Raw genomic sequence first — 16,483 nt, 5'->3', positions numbered from 1 at the left:
CGTCCCGTCGACGCTCCCGGCTGTGATGCGAGGAGGCTATGCCGGAAGCGTTCCGGGCGGACGATCAATCGTCGTTGTCGCTACCGCCGTTGTGGTCGCTGCCGCCGTCATGGCCGCCGCCGTGATCACTGTCGTTACCGTTGTCGTGACCGGCACCGTGGTCGTTCTCGCCGCGGCCGTTGTCGTCATTGCCGTTGCGCTCGTTGCGCTCGCGGTTGCGGTCGGTGTCGCCCTTGCCGTTGTCGTCGCTTGAACGGTTGCTGCCGGCCGAAGAAGTCTCGTGGCCGAGGCACTGGGCGACGGTGGAGCATTTCTCGGTGGCCATGGCGGGGGCGGCAAGTAACGAGGAAGTGGAAGCGGCGAGAAGGGCGGCGAATACTGCGGTGTAGGTCTTCATTGGTTTGTCCTCCGTGTTGAAGATGGGATTATGAATACTCAACACCGGCTGACGGTTGGCTGACCGCTATCTGACGGGAAGCTGACAGGGAGAAGAAAAACATCGCCGCGACGAAAAAAGCCGCCGGATCGCTCCGGCGGCTTTCTGGTAGGCGTTCCGTCTGCGACGCTGCTATTGCAGCGAGTAGCGGAAACCGAGCTTGATATCGTGGGACGTGATGTCCTTGAAATGCATCGGCTCGTTGGTGACCGATCCGTCATAGGCCTTGAGATCGCCGGTCTTGGCGTCGCCGAGGTTCATGTAGGAATAGCCGAAATCGAGGGTCATGCGGTCCGTCACCTGATAGGCGACGCCCGCATGGAGCGCCCAGGCGAAATTCCAGGTCGAGGCCGTGTCGCCGTAAGCGACGCCAGCCGTCGGAACGTTGACGTCCCTGAAGTGGGAGATCGTGTTCCGCGACGCGCCGATACCGGCGCCAACATAAGGCGTGAGGCCATACCAGTGCCCGACGTCGACATAGGCGTTCGCCATCAGCAACCATTCCGACTTGGTGCCCGAATAGTCGTTGGTGCCGTCCCATACGGTCCCTGCCCCGCCGGTATGGCCGTAGCGGTCGAGTGCGGAGAAGCTCGCATCGCCGCGATATTCGACGAAGGCGTCCGCGCGCAGCCAGTCGTTGAACTGGTAGCCGATACCGACGCCGGCGAGCGGCGCGCTGTCGAAGCCGCCTTCGTCGAGGAATTCGTGGATCTCGACGTCGTTGAAGAGCGGATGTTCGAGGCTGCCGAGCTGCTGGTTGCTCATTCCGAGATGGCCGCGCAGGTAGAAACCGCCGAAGGCCGGTGCCACCGGTTGCGGTTCGGGCTCGACATAAAGGTCAGCAGCAAAGGCCGACGTACTTGCAAGAAGCACTGCTGCAAATGCTATGGGCAATCTGGTCATCTGTCGCTACTCCGCGCACTTTCTTCCGCCGTGGGGTTGGCGCCGTGCCTGTTCGACAGAAAGATCGCAAATTGGAGTTAACACGACATTAAGCCTACTCGTTAACTCTAGTGCTTAACCATATTTTTTTGGGGTTTTACTGTAAGGCGCCCGTCAGGCGCACGGGTCGACACTATCACCAAAGAAAATGCCGGCCCAAGGGCCGGCATTTTTAGTGTGGTTCAAGGAAAGTCGCTCTATTGATCAGCCCGCACGGCGCATCGCGTCGTGGCCGTACTGTTCGTCGGCGACCCGCCCGGACTGGGCGAGCTGGAACTGACCGAGCCGCTGGTCCATCTCGACCGCCTCGGAAGCGAGGCGATGGATGGCCGCCGTCGTCTCCTCGACCATGGCCGCGTTCTGCTGGGTCATGATGTCGATCTGACCGACGGAACTGTTGATCTCGACCAGCGTTTGAGCTTCCTCGCGCGTCGACTCCATGATCTCGCCGATCTGCCCGTTGATCGCAACGACGTGCGCGCCGATACCCTCCAGCGCCGAGCCGGCCTTTTCTACCAGCGAGACGCCGTTTGCCACTTCGCCCGTCGATTTGGCGAGCAGGCTCGCGATCTCCTTGGCGGCCGCGGCCGAACGCTGGGCGAGCTCGCGCACTTCCTGGGCGACCACGGCAAAGCCCTTGCCGCTTTCGCCGGCACGTGCCGCTTCGACGCCCGCATTGAGCGCCAGCAGGTTCGTCTGGAAGGCGATCTCGTCGATCACGCCGATGATCTGGTTGATCTGCTGCGACGACGACTGGATCGCTTCCATCGCCGCGATCGTGTCACGCATGATGTGGCCGGAATGCTCGGTGTCGTTCTTGGCGTTGCGGGCGAGCCGCTCGGCATCTTCGGCACGGGCGATCTGCGTCTTCACCGCATCGGTGATCGCCTTGATCGCGCTTGCGGTCTCGGTGATCGCGGCCGCCTGGCGTTCGGTGCGGGCGGCGAGCTGGTCGGCACCGGCGCGCATTTCTTCCGAGCCCTCGCGGACGGCGACGGAGTTTCCGCCGATGCCCGAGAGCGTCTGGCTGAGCGTGGACAGCGCCTTGTTGAAGTTGTGCCGCAGGCCTTCGAGATCCTGCGGGAAGACCTGGGTGATCTGGAAGTCGAGATCGCCGCCGGCGAGCCGGTCGAGGCCCTCGTCCAGCGCCTCGACGACCGCCTGCAGCGTACGTGCCTCGGCTTCGCGCTCGGCAAAGCGCTGCCGGCGCTCGACTTCGGACTTCTCGCGGTTCTCCTCGTTCATGGCCTCCAGACGATGCTGTTCGATGAGCGCGGTGCGGAAGCGTTCGAGCGCGCGCGCCATGGTTCCGATCTCGTCCTTGCGGTCCTGGTTGCCGACCACGTCGTCGAGCTTGCCGTTCGCAACGTCGCCGGTGACGGTCGCAAGCCTGGCGAGCGGCGCGAAGAGGCGGCGGGTGAGAACGCCGGTCGCGACCGCCATGACGGCGAGCGCGGCAACGGCGATCGCCGTCAGGATGCCGGCGATCTCCAGCGAGCCGGCGTTGAGCTCGGAAAGACCGATGCTCTCGACCACCAGGAAGTCGTGTTCTCCGAAGGAGATCGGACGGGCATAGGCGCGGGCGGTATCGCCGTCGCGGTCGAAATCGGCGATGACCGTATCCGTTGCCGTCATCGCATCGGCGGCAAAGCCGAAGGGAGCGGCGGAGATATCAGCGAGATGGCCGTCCGGCGTCAATGCGATCCCCGTTCCGTCGCCGGAAAGGATCGCCGAGCGCTCGCCGCTCTCGGCGCTGATGCCCTTGGAGAGGATGCCGGCGACGGCGCTTTCCCTGAGCTGGAAGAGGATCGTGCCCTTGAAGGCGCCGAATTTCACGACCGGCACCGCGAAGTAGATGTCGGGCGAGGACGGATCGCTGCCGACGACGAGACCGGAGAAGCGCGTCGGGGCTGCATCCTCCGTGGCGCCGGCGGCGGCTTCCGCGCCGGCTGCGAAGGCGCGGCCGATCCCGGATGCCTGGAAGTCGCCGGTCGTCACGTTTTCGGCAAACGAGCGGTCCTTCTTGTAGGAATAGATGACGTTGCCGGTCTGGTCGGCGATCAGCAGGTCACGGAACTGCGTGTCGGCGAGGAAGCCGGCGACTTCGGCCTGGGTCTTTTCATGCGCCCCGTAATAGAAGCCACTCGGACCCTCGGGCTTCAGGAGCTTCTCGCGTTCGTTCGCGGGGTTCGGGTTCTTGTCGACGAAGACCGAGCGCAGTTCCGCATGGGCATCGCCCGAGTTCTTGACGATCGTGTTCCAGCCGCTCTTCAGCGAGGTCACCGCCTGCTGCAGGCTTTCGATCTTGGCGATCGAGGTCGCCTGGTTCTCCATCTGGGTGAGCTGTTCCTTCAGCATGTCGCCGCGGAAGGTGAGCGTGCTCTCCATCGCGTGGTAGGTCTGGCGGCCGAAGATGCTGCTCGACGTGTAATAGGCGAGAACGTTCAGTACGCCGACCGACGCCGCCGTGAGCAAAAGAAAAATACCTATGACTTTCGAGGACAGTGAATTGAACCGGTGCATTACTCTATCCAGCCTTCCCGCATTGCGCCTTTGCGGCGCCATTCCCCTTGATACGGTCGCGGGCTCGCGGGCGAGCGCGGCACCAGACGGACCGTGATACTCTACCCTTGGGAAGCTTTACTTAAACGCCGGTTAATTTAGGGGGCAATATCTCGCAGAAGCGCTGAAAAGCCGATGAAAATACCCTCCGAGACAAGAAATCTTGCGCCAGGGCCCGGCTCAATGTGCAGGTTTCATGACCCCTGAGAAGCTACTGAAAATCTCGATCGACTGCAGCCGGGCCTCGACGTCGTGCACAGGCGTGGAGATGATGAGCTCGTCCGCCCCCGTCTCTTCGAGGAAGCCGGAGAGCTTTTCTTCCACCGTCGACGCCGCGCCGACCATCGCGAAGCGCAGCGTATGCTCGACGCCCATACGCTCGACGTCGGACCAGAGCCCGTCCATCGTTTCGACCGGACGGGGGAACGGTCGGCGGACATTGCGCCGCAGATTGACGAATTGCTGTTGCGCCGAGGTGAAGAGGTGCTGCGCCTCCGCATCGCTCTCCGCCGCAACCGCCATGACGCCGACCATGACATAGGGCTTCGACAACTGTTCCGACGGTTCGAAGCGCTCGCGGTAGATCGCAATCGCCTCCATCAGCTGGTCCGGGGCGAAATGCGAGGCGAAGGCATAAGGCAGGCCGAGCGCGGCGGCGAGGTGGGCGCTGTAGAGGCTCGACCCGAGGAGCCAGAGCGGCACGTTGCTGCCGTTGCCGGGGACCGCAATCACCGTCTGCTCCTCCTGCCGGGGACCCAGCAGCCGCTGCAGGTCGATGATGTCGCGCGGAAAGCTCTCGGCGGAGGCTTCGAGATTGCGGCGGAGGGCCCGCGCCGTGCGCATGTCGGTGCCGGGCGCCCGCCCGAGGCCGAGATCGACGCGGCCGGGAAAGAGCGCCTCCAGCGTGCCGAACTGCTCGGCGATCACGAGCGGCGAGTGATTGGGCAGCATGACGCCACCCGAGCCGATGCGGATGCGGGAGGTCGCCGCCCCGACATGGGCGATCACGATCGATGTGGCGGCACTGGCGATCCCCGGCATGCCGTGATGCTCGGCGAGCCAGAAGCGGTTGTAGCCGCAGGTCTCCGCCTTCTGCGCCATCCGCCGCGACGCTTCCAACGCCTCGCCGACGGTGTGTCCTTCGGCAACCGGTGAAAGGTCGAGGATCGAAAACGGTACCATCGGCAGCCCCTGCGTCATCTGGTCTCTTGGTCGGAGAACTCTATTTAGAAAGGCAAATCGCGATTGCCACCCCGGGGCCGGCGCGGCATCGATCACGATCCCTTGTTGTTGAATGTTTTTGTTTTGTTCACATTTTGCTGGCAAACCCTCCGGGAGACGGAATAGGGTGAGCCATGCAAAGTGCGATTCGCATCATCGGTATCGATCCGGGCCTCAGGCGCACCGGCTGGGGCGTCATCGAGACGCTCGGCAACAGCCTGCGTTTCGTCGCTTCCGGCACGGTGACTTCGGACGGCGACATGGACCTCGCCTCGCGCCTCTGCCAGCTGCATGACGGGCTCGCCGAGATCGTTCATTCCTACCAGCCCGACGAGGCCGCCGTCGAACAGACCTTCGTCAACAAGGACGCCGTTGCGACGCTGAAACTCGGCCAGGCGCGCGGCGTCGCCATGCTGGTTCCGGCCCGCGCCGGCCTGCCGGTCTCCGAGTATGCACCCAACGCGGTGAAGAAGTCGGTGATCGGCGTCGGCCACGGCGAGAAGCAGCAGATCCACATGATGCTGAAGATCCTGATGCCGAAGGCCGAGTTCAAGGGCAACGACGCCGCAGACGCATTGGCGATCGCCATCTGCCACGCCCACAATCGCGGCGGCGAGCGGATGCGCAGGGTCCTCGCAACCGGCTGACAATTCGCACCCACCACCCGACGGACCATACTTCATGATCGGCAAGCTCAAAGGCACCATTGAGGAAATCGGCAGCGACTACGCCCTGATCGACGTCCACGGCGTCTGCTATATCGCCCACTGCTCCTCGCGCACGCTGTCGAAGCTCGGCTCGGCCGGCGAGGCCGCCGTGCTCTTCGTCGAGACCTATGTCCGGGAGGACCAACTGAAACTCTTCGGCTTCCTGACGGCGCTCGAGCGGGAGTGGTTCAACCTGCTGCAAAGCGTCCAGGGCGTCGGCACCAAGGTGGCGCTCGCGGTCCTCTCCACCCTCACTCCGTCCGAACTCGCCAATGCGATCGCGCTGCAGGACAAGACGTCGGTCTCGCGGGCGCCGGGCGTCGGACCGAAGGTCGCGGTGCGCATCGTCACCGAACTGAAGAACAAGGCGCCGGCCTTCGCCGGCGAGGCCGCGGGCACGATCGGCCTCAAACAGGAACTCGGCGAAGGCGTGGCCCCTGCCCCGGTCTCCGACGCCGTCTCGGCGCTCACCAATCTCGGCTATTCGCGCGAACAGGCGGCAAACGCGGTCGCGGCAGCCCTGAAGACCGCCGGCGACGGCGCCGACAGCGCCAAGCTCATCCGGCTGGGGCTGAAGGAGCTGTCGCGGTGAGACGCGACAGGGGAACGGCGATCCGTGGCTTTACCGGCCGCGGCAAATCTGGTCAAAGACCCCGATCCGGTCAAAGACCATTGAGCGGCCCCGGCGCTGCTGTCATTATCGCCGTCGAAACGGATGAAGCCCCATGAGTGAAGCCGATCGCCTTATTACGCCCGACAAGCGCGGCGAGGACATCGACGCCACCCTGCGCCCGCAATCGCTCGACGAGTTCACCGGCCAGGCCGAGGCGCGGGCGAACCTGAAGATCTTCATCGAGGCGGCGAAGGGGCGCGGCGAGGCGCTCGACCATGTACTCTTCGTCGGTCCGCCCGGTCTCGGCAAGACGACGCTCGCCCAGATCATGGCGAAGGAACTCGGCGTCAATTTCCGCTCGACCTCCGGCCCGGTCATCGCCAAGGCGGGCGATCTCGCCGCCCTGCTCACCAATCTCGAGGAGCGCGACGTTCTCTTCATCGACGAAATCCACCGGCTGAACCCGGCGGTCGAAGAAATCCTCTACCCGGCGATGGAGGATTTCCAGCTCGACCTCATCATCGGCGAGGGCCCGGCCGCCCGCTCGGTGAAGATCGATCTCTCGAAATTCACGCTCGTGGCCGCGACCACCCGTCTCGGGCTGCTCACGACGCCGCTGCGCGACCGCTTCGGCATTCCGGTGCGGCTTTCCTTCTACACGGTCGAGGAACTCGAAAGCATCGTCCGGCGCGGCGCGCGGCTGATGGGACTCGGCATGACTGACGAAGGCGCGCGCGAGATCGCAAGGCGCGCCCGCGGCACGCCGCGCATCGCCGGCCGGCTGCTGCGCCGCGTGCGCGATTTTGCCGAGGTCGCCCGCGCCGAAGCCGTGACGCGGGAGATCGCCGATGAGGCGCTGACGCGTCTCCTGGTCGACAATATGGGTCTCGACCAGCTCGACAAGCGCTATCTCAACATGATCGCTGTCAATTTCGGTGGCGGCCCCGTCGGCATCGAGACGATCGCGGCGGGCCTTTCAGAACCGCGCGACGCGATCGAGGACATCATCGAGCCCTACATGATCCAGCAGGGCTTCATCCAGCGCACGCCGCGCGGCCGCGTGCTGACGGCAATCGCCTGGAAACATCTCGGCTTGCAGCCGCCGAAGGACCTCGAAGCCGCGCAATTCCGTCTGACGCTGGAGGATGAATAGCGGCCGGTCCGCGACGGTGCACCGGTCGGTTACGAAGGGAGCGCAGCCATGGACGACCTGACCGATCCCACCCGCGTCTTCCGCAAGCTCGCGCGCAACAATGCGCTCGTCAACTGGCGGCTGCATCAGGCCTGTGCGCGGCTTCGGCCGGGCGAACTGGAGGCGGCGCGCACCAGCTTCTTTCCCTCGATCCTCAAGACCCTCAACCACATCATCGTCGTCGACTGGTTCTATGTCGATGCGCTGGAAGGCGGGGCGCTGGGGCCGAAGGCCTGGGAGGACGAGGAGCCGTTCCTCGATCTGCCGGCGCTGGCAGAAGCGCAAGCCGCCGTCGACCGGCGGCTTCTCGATTTCTGCGACCGGCTCACGGCCGGCGATCTCGCGCGGATCGTCGCCGTCCATCGCGACGACCGCGTGCAGCACGACCGCTGCGACGACATCCTGAGCCACCTCTTCCAACACCAGACCCACCATCGCGGACAGGTCCATGCGATGCTCGCCGGCACCAGCGTGAAGCCGCCGCAGCTCGACGAGTTCATCGTCGGCGACGATGCGGAAGCGCGGCAGGAGGCCATGGCGGCCTTCGGCTGGACCGAGGCGGAGCTGATGCGCTGACGGCGAAAACCGATCCGGACCTCAGCCCGCGTCCTGCCCGGCAAGGCTGCCGATCGTCGCCTCGAACAGCGCCCGTCCGCCCGGCTGCCAGCCGAGCGCCCGGATGCGGTCGGTCACCATCTCCCCGATCCCGGCATGATCGGCGGCATCCGGCAGGGGATGGGGACAGCCGACGAGCGCACCATAGAGCGAAAGCAGGTCGCGGCGGTCAACGACGATGTCGGAGACGTTGAAGGCCTTCCCCGCGACCTTCGCGGTGTCTGCCTGCAGCACGAGCGTGACCGCCCGGCCGACATCGCGCCCGTGCACCTCGGTGCCGGCGCGGGCGGCGACCGGGCGGCCGGCGCGATAGTCGGCGAAGAGACTGTCCCATTTGTTCGGCCGGAGATCGCCGTAGACGCCGGTGAGCCTGAGGCTCGTGCCCGCGAATCCCGGCGCGGAGAGGTCCGACAAGGCCCGTTCGGCGGTCAGCTTGACCTCGCCGTAGAGGCTCTCCGGCGAAAGCACCATGTCCTCGCGGAACGGCGGAGACTCACGACAGCCGTCATAGACGGCGCGGCTCGACAGGAAGATGCAGCGTCGCAGCCCGGCCTTCTTCGCCGCCTCGAAGAGCGCCACGGTGCCGTCGAGATTGCGTCGCCGGAAACCGTCCGGATCATCCCCCTCCCCGCCGCGGTACTTTCCCGGAAGATGATCGAAGGCGGCATGGACGAAATGATAAACGTCGTCGAAGGCGGTAGCGGGGTCCGCCTCTGGATCGAGGACAAGCGGCCGGGAGCCGACCGGGCGGGAGAAATAACCGGGCGGCGGTGCCTGCCGGCCGGCGACCGCGACCGAATATCCGGCGGTCAGCAGTTCCTCGACGACATAGCGCCCGACGAGGCCGGTTCCGCCCGACACCAGAACCTTCATGCGGCCACCGCCGGCGACGGATTGGGAAGGGCAGCGATGTCGGGTATGCCGTCGCCGGTGTGATAGGCGTGCCAGAGATCGATCAGCGGCCGGAGCGCGGCGCTCTTCGGGTGATCGGCCTCCCACGGCTTCTCATACTGGTAGTGGAGGACGGAAATCGCCTTCCAGTCCCAGAGTTCCGGCAGGTTGAACCAGACATATTGCAGCATGTTCATGAAGACCGGCAGGCCGTGCCAGTCCGGAAAGAACGCCTCGAGGAAGGTCTGGTCGGTCCGCCGCCAGAAGACGTCCGGCTGGTCGAGCCGGTCCAGCATGGCCTTGAAGGTGAGCAGCGACGGCCGGGCGACAAAGACGCCGGAATTCAGCCGGTGGAAATCCGCAAGACTTTCGTAGACGTTCGGCGCAGCGGAGAATTCCGGATATTCGAAGAGCCGGTCGATGTTTTTCAGAACGATCGCATCCGCATCGATGAAGATGCAGGTGCGGTAGTCGATGAGCTGCCACAGCCGGAGCTTGCAGAAATTGTCGACTGGCGTGTGGAAGAAGGGCTTGCGCCCCTTGGTGAAGGGCGCGTCCGCATGCAGCCGCCCGCGAGCGTGGCGCTCGTTGAAGGCGTCGGAGAGCGGCAGGTGCTCGACCTCGACCAGCCGGCAGTCGAACGCTTCCAGCGGCGCGAGATCGGCCGCCCCGACGCCGCCGGTGTGGAGGACGACGATGTCGGCGCCGCTGCCGGAAAGGCGGATCGAGCGGGCGAGCGCCGTGGCGCCCATGGCGTAGTCGGCATTGGTCACGAGCGTGACATAGGCTTCCCGCGAACGGGCCGCCGTTGCGGAGCGGATGCCCCGCACGGTTTCGCTGCCCATCATCATGAGACGGACTTCAGCTTCTTGCCTTCGGGATCGCGGTTGATCGTCTTCGCGATGTCCTTCGTCCAGGCCGAGACGGCCGGAACGCGCGAACGATCGACGCGGTAAGCGAACTTCTTCGCCACCTCGACGATCTCGTCGAGCAGCCCGCCCTGAAGCGTCGTCGGTTCGAGCCCGAGGCCGAGGAACTTGTCGTTCTTGACGACGAGGTCGTTCTCCGGCGCTTCCTTGCGCGGATTGGGGAGCCAGGCGATCTCCGAACCGGTCATGCCGGCGATCATCTCGGCGAGGTCACGCACCCGGTGCGTCTCGGTCATCTGGTTGAAGATCTCGACCCGCGATCCGCGCGCTGGCGGGTTGTTGAGCGCAATTTCGATGCAGCGCGCCGAATCCTGGATGTGGATGAAGGCCCGCGTCTGCCCGCCGGTGCCGTGCACCGTCAGCGGATAGCCGATCGCCGCCTGGATCAGGAAGCGGTTGAGCACGGTGCCGTAGTCGCCGTCATAGTCGAAGCGGTTGACGAGCTGCGGATGGCGGCGGGTCTGCTCGGTGTGCGTGCCCCAGACGATGCCCTGATGGAGATCGGTGATCCTGAGGCCGTCGTTCTTGGCGTAGAACTGGAAGAGAAGCTGATCCAGGCACTTGGTCATGTGGTAGATCGAGCCGGGATTGGCGGGGTAGAGGATCTCCTGCGCAACTGTCTCGCCGGAGGTCGTCTCTACCCCGACCGGGAGATAGCCCTCGGGAATTGCGGCACCGACGGTCGAATAGCCGTAGACACCCATGGTGCCGAGATGCACGAGATGGGCGTCGAGATTGAGCTCGACCAGCGCATTCAGCAGATTGTGAGTCGCGTTGATGTTGTTGTTGACGGTGTAGTTCTTGTGGCGGTCGCTCTTCATGGAGTAAGGCGCCGCCCGCTGCTCGGCGAAATGGATGATCGCGTCCGGCCGGTATTCGGCGAGCCAGTTCTTCAGGAGCTCGTAGTCGCGGGCGAGATCTATGAGGTGGAAATGGATGCGGCGCCCGGTTTCGGCATGCCAGACGCGGGTGCGCTCCTGGATGGAATCCATCGGCGTCAGCGACTGCACGCCGAGTTCGGTGTCGATCCAGCGGCGGGAGAGATTGTCGAGGATGTGGACATCATGGCCGGCATCGGAAAGATGCAAGGACGTCGGCCAGCCGACAAAACCATCACCGCCCATCACTGCTATTCGCATGGTATCGACTCCTGTGCCGGTTGAGCTCGATTTCTGATAATGCCCATTTGTGACAGAACTACAATGCCGTCGGTCCGGCTCCACAAAACCCTGAACTATTGAGAGTGCAAAAGGATAAGCATTTGACGAACAAAGCGATTTCCATATGCGGCGAACTCGTCGAAACCGGCCATCGCCTGCTCCAGCGGGTCTATTACGAGGACACCGACTTCTCCGGCCTCATCTACCACGCCCGCTATCTGCACTTTCTCGAACGTGGCCGCACCGACTATCTGCGCTGCCTCGGCGTGGAGCAGAGCGCGCTTCTCGGCATCGACGACGAGGGCCTCGTTTTCGTTGTCCACCGCATGGAAATCGACTTCAAGAGCCCTGCGCGCATGGACGACGTGCTGGAGATTTTGACGACGACGGTGAAGGCGGGCGGCGCGAAGATGGTGTTGGAGCAGGAGATCCGCCGCGGCGAGCAACTGTTGATCGCAGCCAAGGTGACGATTGCCGTCGTCAACCGGCTCGGACGGCCGCGCCGCCTGCCAGAGGGGCTGGCGACACAGTTCCTCACCTCGAGCGCACAGGCGCCGCGCTAACGATATTTTAACCATATCGGGGCTTACTGGCAGCACGCAGATTTGTGCGATGCACGCCTTCGTTTGACCAAAATTGAACGCGACAAGGCGTTCTGGGAGCTTGAAGCGGATGGCGACCGGACTCCTTATAGGCAAGCAATCTTGAACCGCCCGGTCTCGTGCCGGGCGTTTGGATTTCGGGGATTACAAAGCGATGGAAGCAGTTGATTTGGCAGCGGCGACGCAGGACGTGAGCCTCTGGAGTCTGTTCATACAGGCGGGCTTCGTGGTGAAACTGGTCATGCTGGGGCTGCTTGCCGCCTCGGTCTGGACCTGGGCGATCGTCATCGACAAGACGATGAGCTACACGAGGGCACGGCGGCAGTTCGACCAGTTCGAGCAGGTTTTCTGGTCGGGCCAGTCGCTCGAGGAACTCTACCGGACCCTTGCCGAGCGCAGCAATACCGGCCTCGGCGCGATCTTCGTCGCCGCCATGCGGGAATGGAAGAAGAGCTTCGAGCGCGGCGCACGTTCGCCAATCGGCCTGCAGATGCGTATCGACCGCGCCATGGACGTGACGCTCGCGCGCGAATCCGAACAGCTGGAAGCGCGCCTCGGCTCGCTTGCCACCATCGGCTCGGCCGCGCCCTTCGTCGGCCTCTTCGGCACCGTCGTCGGTATCATGACCTCCTTCCAGGCGATCGCCGGATCGAAGTCGACCAATCTCGCCGTCGTGGCCCCGGGTATCGCCGAAGCACTGCTCGCGACCGCGATCGGCCTCGTCGCCGCTATTCCCGCGGTTATCGCCTACAACCGCTTCTCCGGCGACGCCGGCAAGCTGACGGCCCGCATGGAAGGTTTCGCCGACGAATTCTCGGCCATCCTCTCGCGCCAGATCGACGAGAAGCTGCAACCGCGTCAGGCCGCCCAGTAAGGGCGGCCGGTTACGGAGACTGACCGATGGCAATGTCTGTTGGATCGAATGGCGGTGGCGGCGGTCGCCGCGGCTCGCGTCGTGGCGGCGGCAAGAGGAAGCCGATGAGCGAGATCAACGTGACGCCGCTCGTCGACGTCATGCTCGTGCTGCTGATCATCTTCATGGTGGCCGCGCCGATGATGACGGTCGGCGTGCCGATCGACCTGCCGGAAACGCAGGCGAAGGCGATGAACGCCGACACCCAGCCGATCACCATCTCGGTCAATCCGGCGGGCGAGGTCTTCCTGCAGGAAACCCCGATCGCCATCGACGAGGTCGTCGCCAAGCTGCAGGCAATCGCCACCACCGGCTATAACGAACGCATCTACGTGCGCGGTGACACCACCGCCGCCTACGGCACCGTGATGAAGGTCATGGCCCGCATTTCCGCGGCCGGTTACAAGAACATCGGCCTCGTGACGCTGCAAGAACAGGAAAAGTGATCGGACGCTATGAAAGGCAGTCTCATCACATCGGCCGTCCTGCATGTGCTGGCGCTCATCATGGCGCTGGTCACGATCAGCGCGCCTCAGTCCTTCGACGTCGCCGACGTCGAGGCGCTGCCGGTCGACATCGTGCCGATCGAGGAGATCACCCAGATCCAGCAGGGCGACAAGAAGGCGCCCGTCGCCGAGAAGTCCGCACCCGTTCCGACGCAGAAGCCGGCCTCGGTCGAGAACGCCGAGAACCTGGGTGACAACAAGGTCGACCTGAAATCGGTGCCGACCCCGAACGCCAAGCCGAACAGCGCCGAATCCTCCGCCGCGCCGGAAAAGGTCGAGAAGGTCCAGCCCAAGCAGGATGACGTGACCAACGACATCCAGGACATCATCAAGGAAGACACGGCGACCAACCCTTCGACCGAAATCGCCAAGGCGGAACCGCCGAGCGAGACGAAGCCCGAGCCCGCCCCCGAGGCAAAGCCCGAAGCCAAGCCCGAGGAAACCGCCGCCGAGGAAATCCCGCTGCCGGAAAGCGTGCCGCTGCCGGCCGCCAAGCCGAAGCCGGAGAAGCCGAAGCCCGCTGAAAAGCCCGCCGAGAAGAAGCCGGCGGAAACCCAGACGGCGAAGGCTCCGGATAAGAAGAAGGCCGACAAGAATCAGGAATCGGCCAAGTCCAAGTCGTCGAAGGAAAGCGACTTCAACGCCGACGAGATCGCAGCCCTCCTGAACAAGAACGATCCGACCGCCGGCGGCGCCAAGGCGTCCCAGGACAAGGCGGCATTCGGCGGCAAGAAGACCACCGGCGGCTCGAAGCTCAGCCAGAGCGAAATGGATGCGCTGAAGGGCGTGATCCAGAACAACTGGTCGTTCATTCCCGGCCTCGCCGGAATGGAAGGCATGGTCATCCGGGTGAAGTTCCGCCTCGATGAATCCGGCAACCTGGTCGGAGACCCCGAAGTCACCGCCAGCGGCGGCGAAGCCTCCACGCAGCAAGTCATGATGGCGAGCGCGCGCCGTGCGGTCCTGCGCTCGGCGCCCTTCACCAATCTTCCGCCCGACAAATACGACGCATGGTCGGAAGTCATCGTGAACTTCGACCCCAGCGAAATGATGTAAAAAGCTAAAGGCCTGAAACGAATGATGAAGCTCAATCTTCTTCGATATCTGGCGGTGATCGTCGGCCTTGCCGGCGCCTTCGCAACGCCGGCGAACGCGCTCGTCGAGATCAACATCAACAAGGGCAATGTCGAACCCCTGCCGATCGCCATCACCGACTTCGTGTCGGGCGACGACATCGGCGCCCGAATATCCCAGGTGATCGAGGCGGACCTGAAACGCTCGGGGCTGTTCGCCCCGGTCAACCGCCAGGCCTTCATCGAAAAGGTTTCCAACCCGGACAAGGCACCGCGCTTCGAGGACTGGAAGGTCGTCAACGCCCAGGCGCTCGTCGTCGGCCGCATCAACCGCGAGAGTGACGGCCGGTTGCGTGCCGAGTTCCGCCTGTGGGACACCTTCGCCGGCCAGCAGATGACCGGCCAGCAGTTCTTCACCCAGCCGGAAAACTGGCGCCGTGTCGCCCATATCATTGCCGATGCGATCTATGAGCGGATCACCGGCGAGAAGGGCTATTTCGATACCCGCGTCGTCTTCGTTTCCGAGAGCGGCCCCAAGGCCGACCGCAAGCGCCAGCTCGCGATCATGGATCAGGATGGCGCCAATGTCCGCATGCTGACCAACACCAAGGACATCGTGCTGACGCCGCGCTTCTCGCCGAACCGCCAGGAAGTGACCTACATGTCCTTCGAAGGCCAGCAGCCGCGCGTCTACCTCCTGCAGCTCGAAACCGGACAGCGCGAGGTTGTCGGCAACTTCCCCGGCATGACCTTCAGCCCGCGCTTCTCTCCCGACGGCCAGCGGGTCATCATGAGCCTGCAGCAGGACGGCAACGCCAACATCTACACGATGGACCTGCGCTCGCGCACGACGACGCGGCTCACCAACACCGCGGCGATCGACACCTCGCCCTCCTATTCCCCGGACGGTGGGCGGATCGTCTTCGAAAGCGACCGCGGCGGACGCCAGCAGCTCTACGTCATGGGCGCCGACGGCTCCGGCCAGACCCGCATCTCCTTCGGCGACGGTTCCTATTCCACGCCGGTCTGGTCGCCGCGCGGCGACCTCATTGCCTTCACCAAGCAGTCCGGCGGCAAGTTTTCGATCGGCGTGATGAAGCCGGACGGATCGGGCGAACGCATCCTGACCACTGGCTTCCACAACGAGGGCCCGACCTGGGCGCCGAACGGCCGCGTCATCATGTTCTTCCGTCAAGCCGCCGGCGCCGGCGGGCCGCAGCTCTACTCGATCGACCTCACCGGCTACAACGAGCAGATGATCCAGACGCCGACCTACGCCTCGGACCCGGCCTGGTCGCCTCTCCTCGAATGAGGCGCAATTGCGCCTCTTTCTTGCCGTAAAGTGCTGCAAATCAGCCGCTTTCAGCGGTGCTTTAGAACCCTGTTAACCATGTTCGTTCGATGCCGGTTAACCTAGAACGGTTAGAGTCCGGCAACCCTAACCGAAGACATTCAAGGAGAGACCGGCAATGAGCCGTACTTACGTTCCGGCCACGAGCCGCATGCAGAAACTCGCGAGCAATCCCGCCATCGTCGCGCTGGCCCTCACGCTTGCCCTCGCCGGCTGCGCCTCGAAGAAGAACCTTCCGAACAGCGCCTCCGACCTCGGCCTCGGCGCCGGCGGTGCTGGCACCCCGGGTTCGCAGCAGGACTTCACCGTGAACGTCGGCGACCGCATCTTCTTCGACACCGATAGCTCGTCGATCCGTGCCGACGCCCAGCAGACGCTCGACCGCCAGGCCCAGTGGTTGATGAAGTATCCGCAATACGCGATCACCGTCGAAGGCCATGCCGACGAACGCGGCACCCGCGAATACAACCTCGCGCTCGGCGCCCGCCGTGCCGCCACGACCCGCGACTATCTCGCTTCGCGCGGTGTTCCGGCGAACCGCATGAAGACCATTTCCTACGGCAAGGAACGTCCGGTCGCCGTCTGCGATGACATCTCCTGCTGGTCGCAGAACCGCCGCGCGGTCACCGTGCTCGGCGGCGGCGCCGGCCTCTGAGAAAAGGCTTTCCGACCGACAGTCGAAGGCGGCTCCCGCAAGGGGCCGCCTTCTGTCTTTTCTCCATACTTTGGCCGAACTTCAGTTGCTTTTTACCCGCGATTGGAAAGAATCG

The 16,483-nt window shown here is 64.2% G+C and carries 17 protein-coding genes; 10 read left to right on the top strand and 7 right to left on the bottom strand.

Features of this window, described 5'->3' with window-relative positions; genetic code table 11:
- Positions 1-64: 64 nt before the first annotated feature.
- The 4 genes from H4I97_RS03270 to H4I97_RS03255 form a co-directional block, all read right to left on the bottom strand.
- On the bottom strand, positions 65-397 hold the full coding sequence (locus tag H4I97_RS03270; protein WP_182306520.1) for a hypothetical protein: 333 nt from the start codon (positions 395-397) through the stop codon (positions 65-67).
- A 171-nt stretch (positions 398-568) separates the two neighbouring features.
- Positions 569-1,339, bottom strand: coding sequence for an outer membrane protein (locus tag H4I97_RS03265; RefSeq protein WP_182306519.1), 771 nt, complete (start codon positions 1,337-1,339; stop codon positions 569-571).
- A 243-nt stretch (positions 1,340-1,582) separates the two neighbouring features.
- A complete protein-coding gene (locus tag H4I97_RS03260; protein ID WP_378143562.1) occupies positions 1,583-3,901 on the bottom strand; it encodes a methyl-accepting chemotaxis protein in 2,319 nt (772 codons plus the stop codon).
- Between the two features lie 219 nt (positions 3,902-4,120).
- A complete protein-coding gene (locus H4I97_RS03255) occupies positions 4,121-5,122 on the bottom strand; it encodes an LLM class flavin-dependent oxidoreductase (RefSeq protein ID WP_182307526.1) in 1,002 nt (333 codons plus the stop codon).
- Positions 5,123-5,295: 173 nt separating this feature from the next.
- Here H4I97_RS03255 and ruvC point away from each other — a divergent pair, with 173 nt between their 5' ends.
- The 4 genes from ruvC (at position 5,296) to H4I97_RS03235 (ending at position 8,249) form a co-directional block, all read left to right on the top strand.
- On the top strand, positions 5,296-5,808 hold the full coding sequence (gene ruvC, locus H4I97_RS03250; RefSeq protein WP_182306517.1) for a crossover junction endodeoxyribonuclease RuvC: 513 nt from the start codon (positions 5,296-5,298) through the stop codon (positions 5,806-5,808).
- Between the two features lie 34 nt (positions 5,809-5,842).
- Positions 5,843-6,460 (top strand): Holliday junction branch migration protein RuvA, encoded by a 618-nt coding sequence (ruvA, locus tag H4I97_RS03245; protein WP_182306516.1) that lies wholly within the window; start codon positions 5,843-5,845, stop codon positions 6,458-6,460.
- Between the two features lie 133 nt (positions 6,461-6,593).
- Complete coding sequence (gene ruvB, locus H4I97_RS03240; RefSeq protein ID WP_182306515.1) at positions 6,594-7,634, top strand: Holliday junction branch migration DNA helicase RuvB; 1,041 nt, start codon at positions 6,594-6,596, stop codon at positions 7,632-7,634.
- Between the two features lie 48 nt (positions 7,635-7,682).
- Complete coding sequence (locus H4I97_RS03235) at positions 7,683-8,249, top strand: DinB family protein (protein WP_182306514.1); 567 nt, start codon at positions 7,683-7,685, stop codon at positions 8,247-8,249.
- A gap of 21 nt (positions 8,250-8,270) precedes the next feature.
- Here H4I97_RS03235 and H4I97_RS03230 read toward each other — a convergent pair whose 3' ends face one another.
- From H4I97_RS03230 to H4I97_RS03220, 3 genes are read right to left on the bottom strand one after another with little or no spacing between them, the layout of a single operon-like run.
- The gene (locus H4I97_RS03230; protein WP_182306513.1) at positions 8,271-9,161 is read right to left on the bottom strand and encodes an NAD-dependent epimerase/dehydratase family protein; all 891 of its coding nucleotides are present in this window, start codon (positions 9,159-9,161) and stop codon (positions 8,271-8,273) included.
- Entirely contained in the window at positions 9,158-10,030 is an 873-nt protein-coding gene (locus tag H4I97_RS03225) for a glycosyltransferase (protein ID WP_182306512.1), read from the bottom strand. Before H4I97_RS03225 ends, H4I97_RS03230 begins: the two co-directional genes overlap by 4 nt.
- Complete coding sequence (locus H4I97_RS03220; RefSeq protein ID WP_182306511.1) at positions 10,027-11,247, bottom strand: NAD-dependent epimerase/dehydratase family protein; 1,221 nt, start codon at positions 11,245-11,247, stop codon at positions 10,027-10,029. Before H4I97_RS03220 ends, H4I97_RS03225 begins: the two co-directional genes overlap by 4 nt.
- Before the next feature lie 122 nt (positions 11,248-11,369).
- On the opposite strand from H4I97_RS03220, the gene ybgC reads away from it, so the two are divergent.
- From ybgC to pal, 6 genes are all read left to right on the top strand, one after another.
- On the top strand, positions 11,370-11,831 hold the full coding sequence (gene ybgC / locus H4I97_RS03215; protein WP_182306510.1) for a tol-pal system-associated acyl-CoA thioesterase: 462 nt from the start codon (positions 11,370-11,372) through the stop codon (positions 11,829-11,831).
- A gap of 193 nt (positions 11,832-12,024) precedes the next feature.
- Complete coding sequence (gene tolQ / locus H4I97_RS03210; protein WP_182306509.1) at positions 12,025-12,744, top strand: protein TolQ; 720 nt, start codon at positions 12,025-12,027, stop codon at positions 12,742-12,744.
- 26 nt (positions 12,745-12,770) lie between these two features.
- A complete protein-coding gene (gene tolR / locus H4I97_RS03205; protein ID WP_182306508.1) occupies positions 12,771-13,229 on the top strand; it encodes a protein TolR in 459 nt (152 codons plus the stop codon).
- 9 nt (positions 13,230-13,238) lie between these two features.
- Complete coding sequence (tolA, locus tag H4I97_RS03200; protein ID WP_182306507.1) at positions 13,239-14,345, top strand: cell envelope integrity protein TolA; 1,107 nt, start codon at positions 13,239-13,241, stop codon at positions 14,343-14,345.
- A 21-nt stretch (positions 14,346-14,366) separates the two neighbouring features.
- Positions 14,367-15,674 (top strand): Tol-Pal system beta propeller repeat protein TolB, encoded by a 1,308-nt coding sequence (tolB, locus tag H4I97_RS03195; RefSeq protein WP_182306506.1) that lies wholly within the window; start codon positions 14,367-14,369, stop codon positions 15,672-15,674.
- Between the two features lie 157 nt (positions 15,675-15,831).
- Entirely contained in the window at positions 15,832-16,368 is a 537-nt protein-coding gene (gene pal / locus H4I97_RS03190) for a peptidoglycan-associated lipoprotein Pal (RefSeq protein WP_182306505.1), read from the top strand.
- The last annotated feature ends 115 nt before the right edge of the window (positions 16,369-16,483 follow it).

Origin of the sequence: Ciceribacter thiooxidans, from assembly GCF_014126615.1 — a bacterium.
GTDB classification, from domain to species: domain Bacteria; phylum Pseudomonadota; class Alphaproteobacteria; order Rhizobiales; family Rhizobiaceae; genus Allorhizobium; species Allorhizobium thiooxidans.
This window is presented reverse-complemented; position numbering and strand designations above follow the sequence as displayed.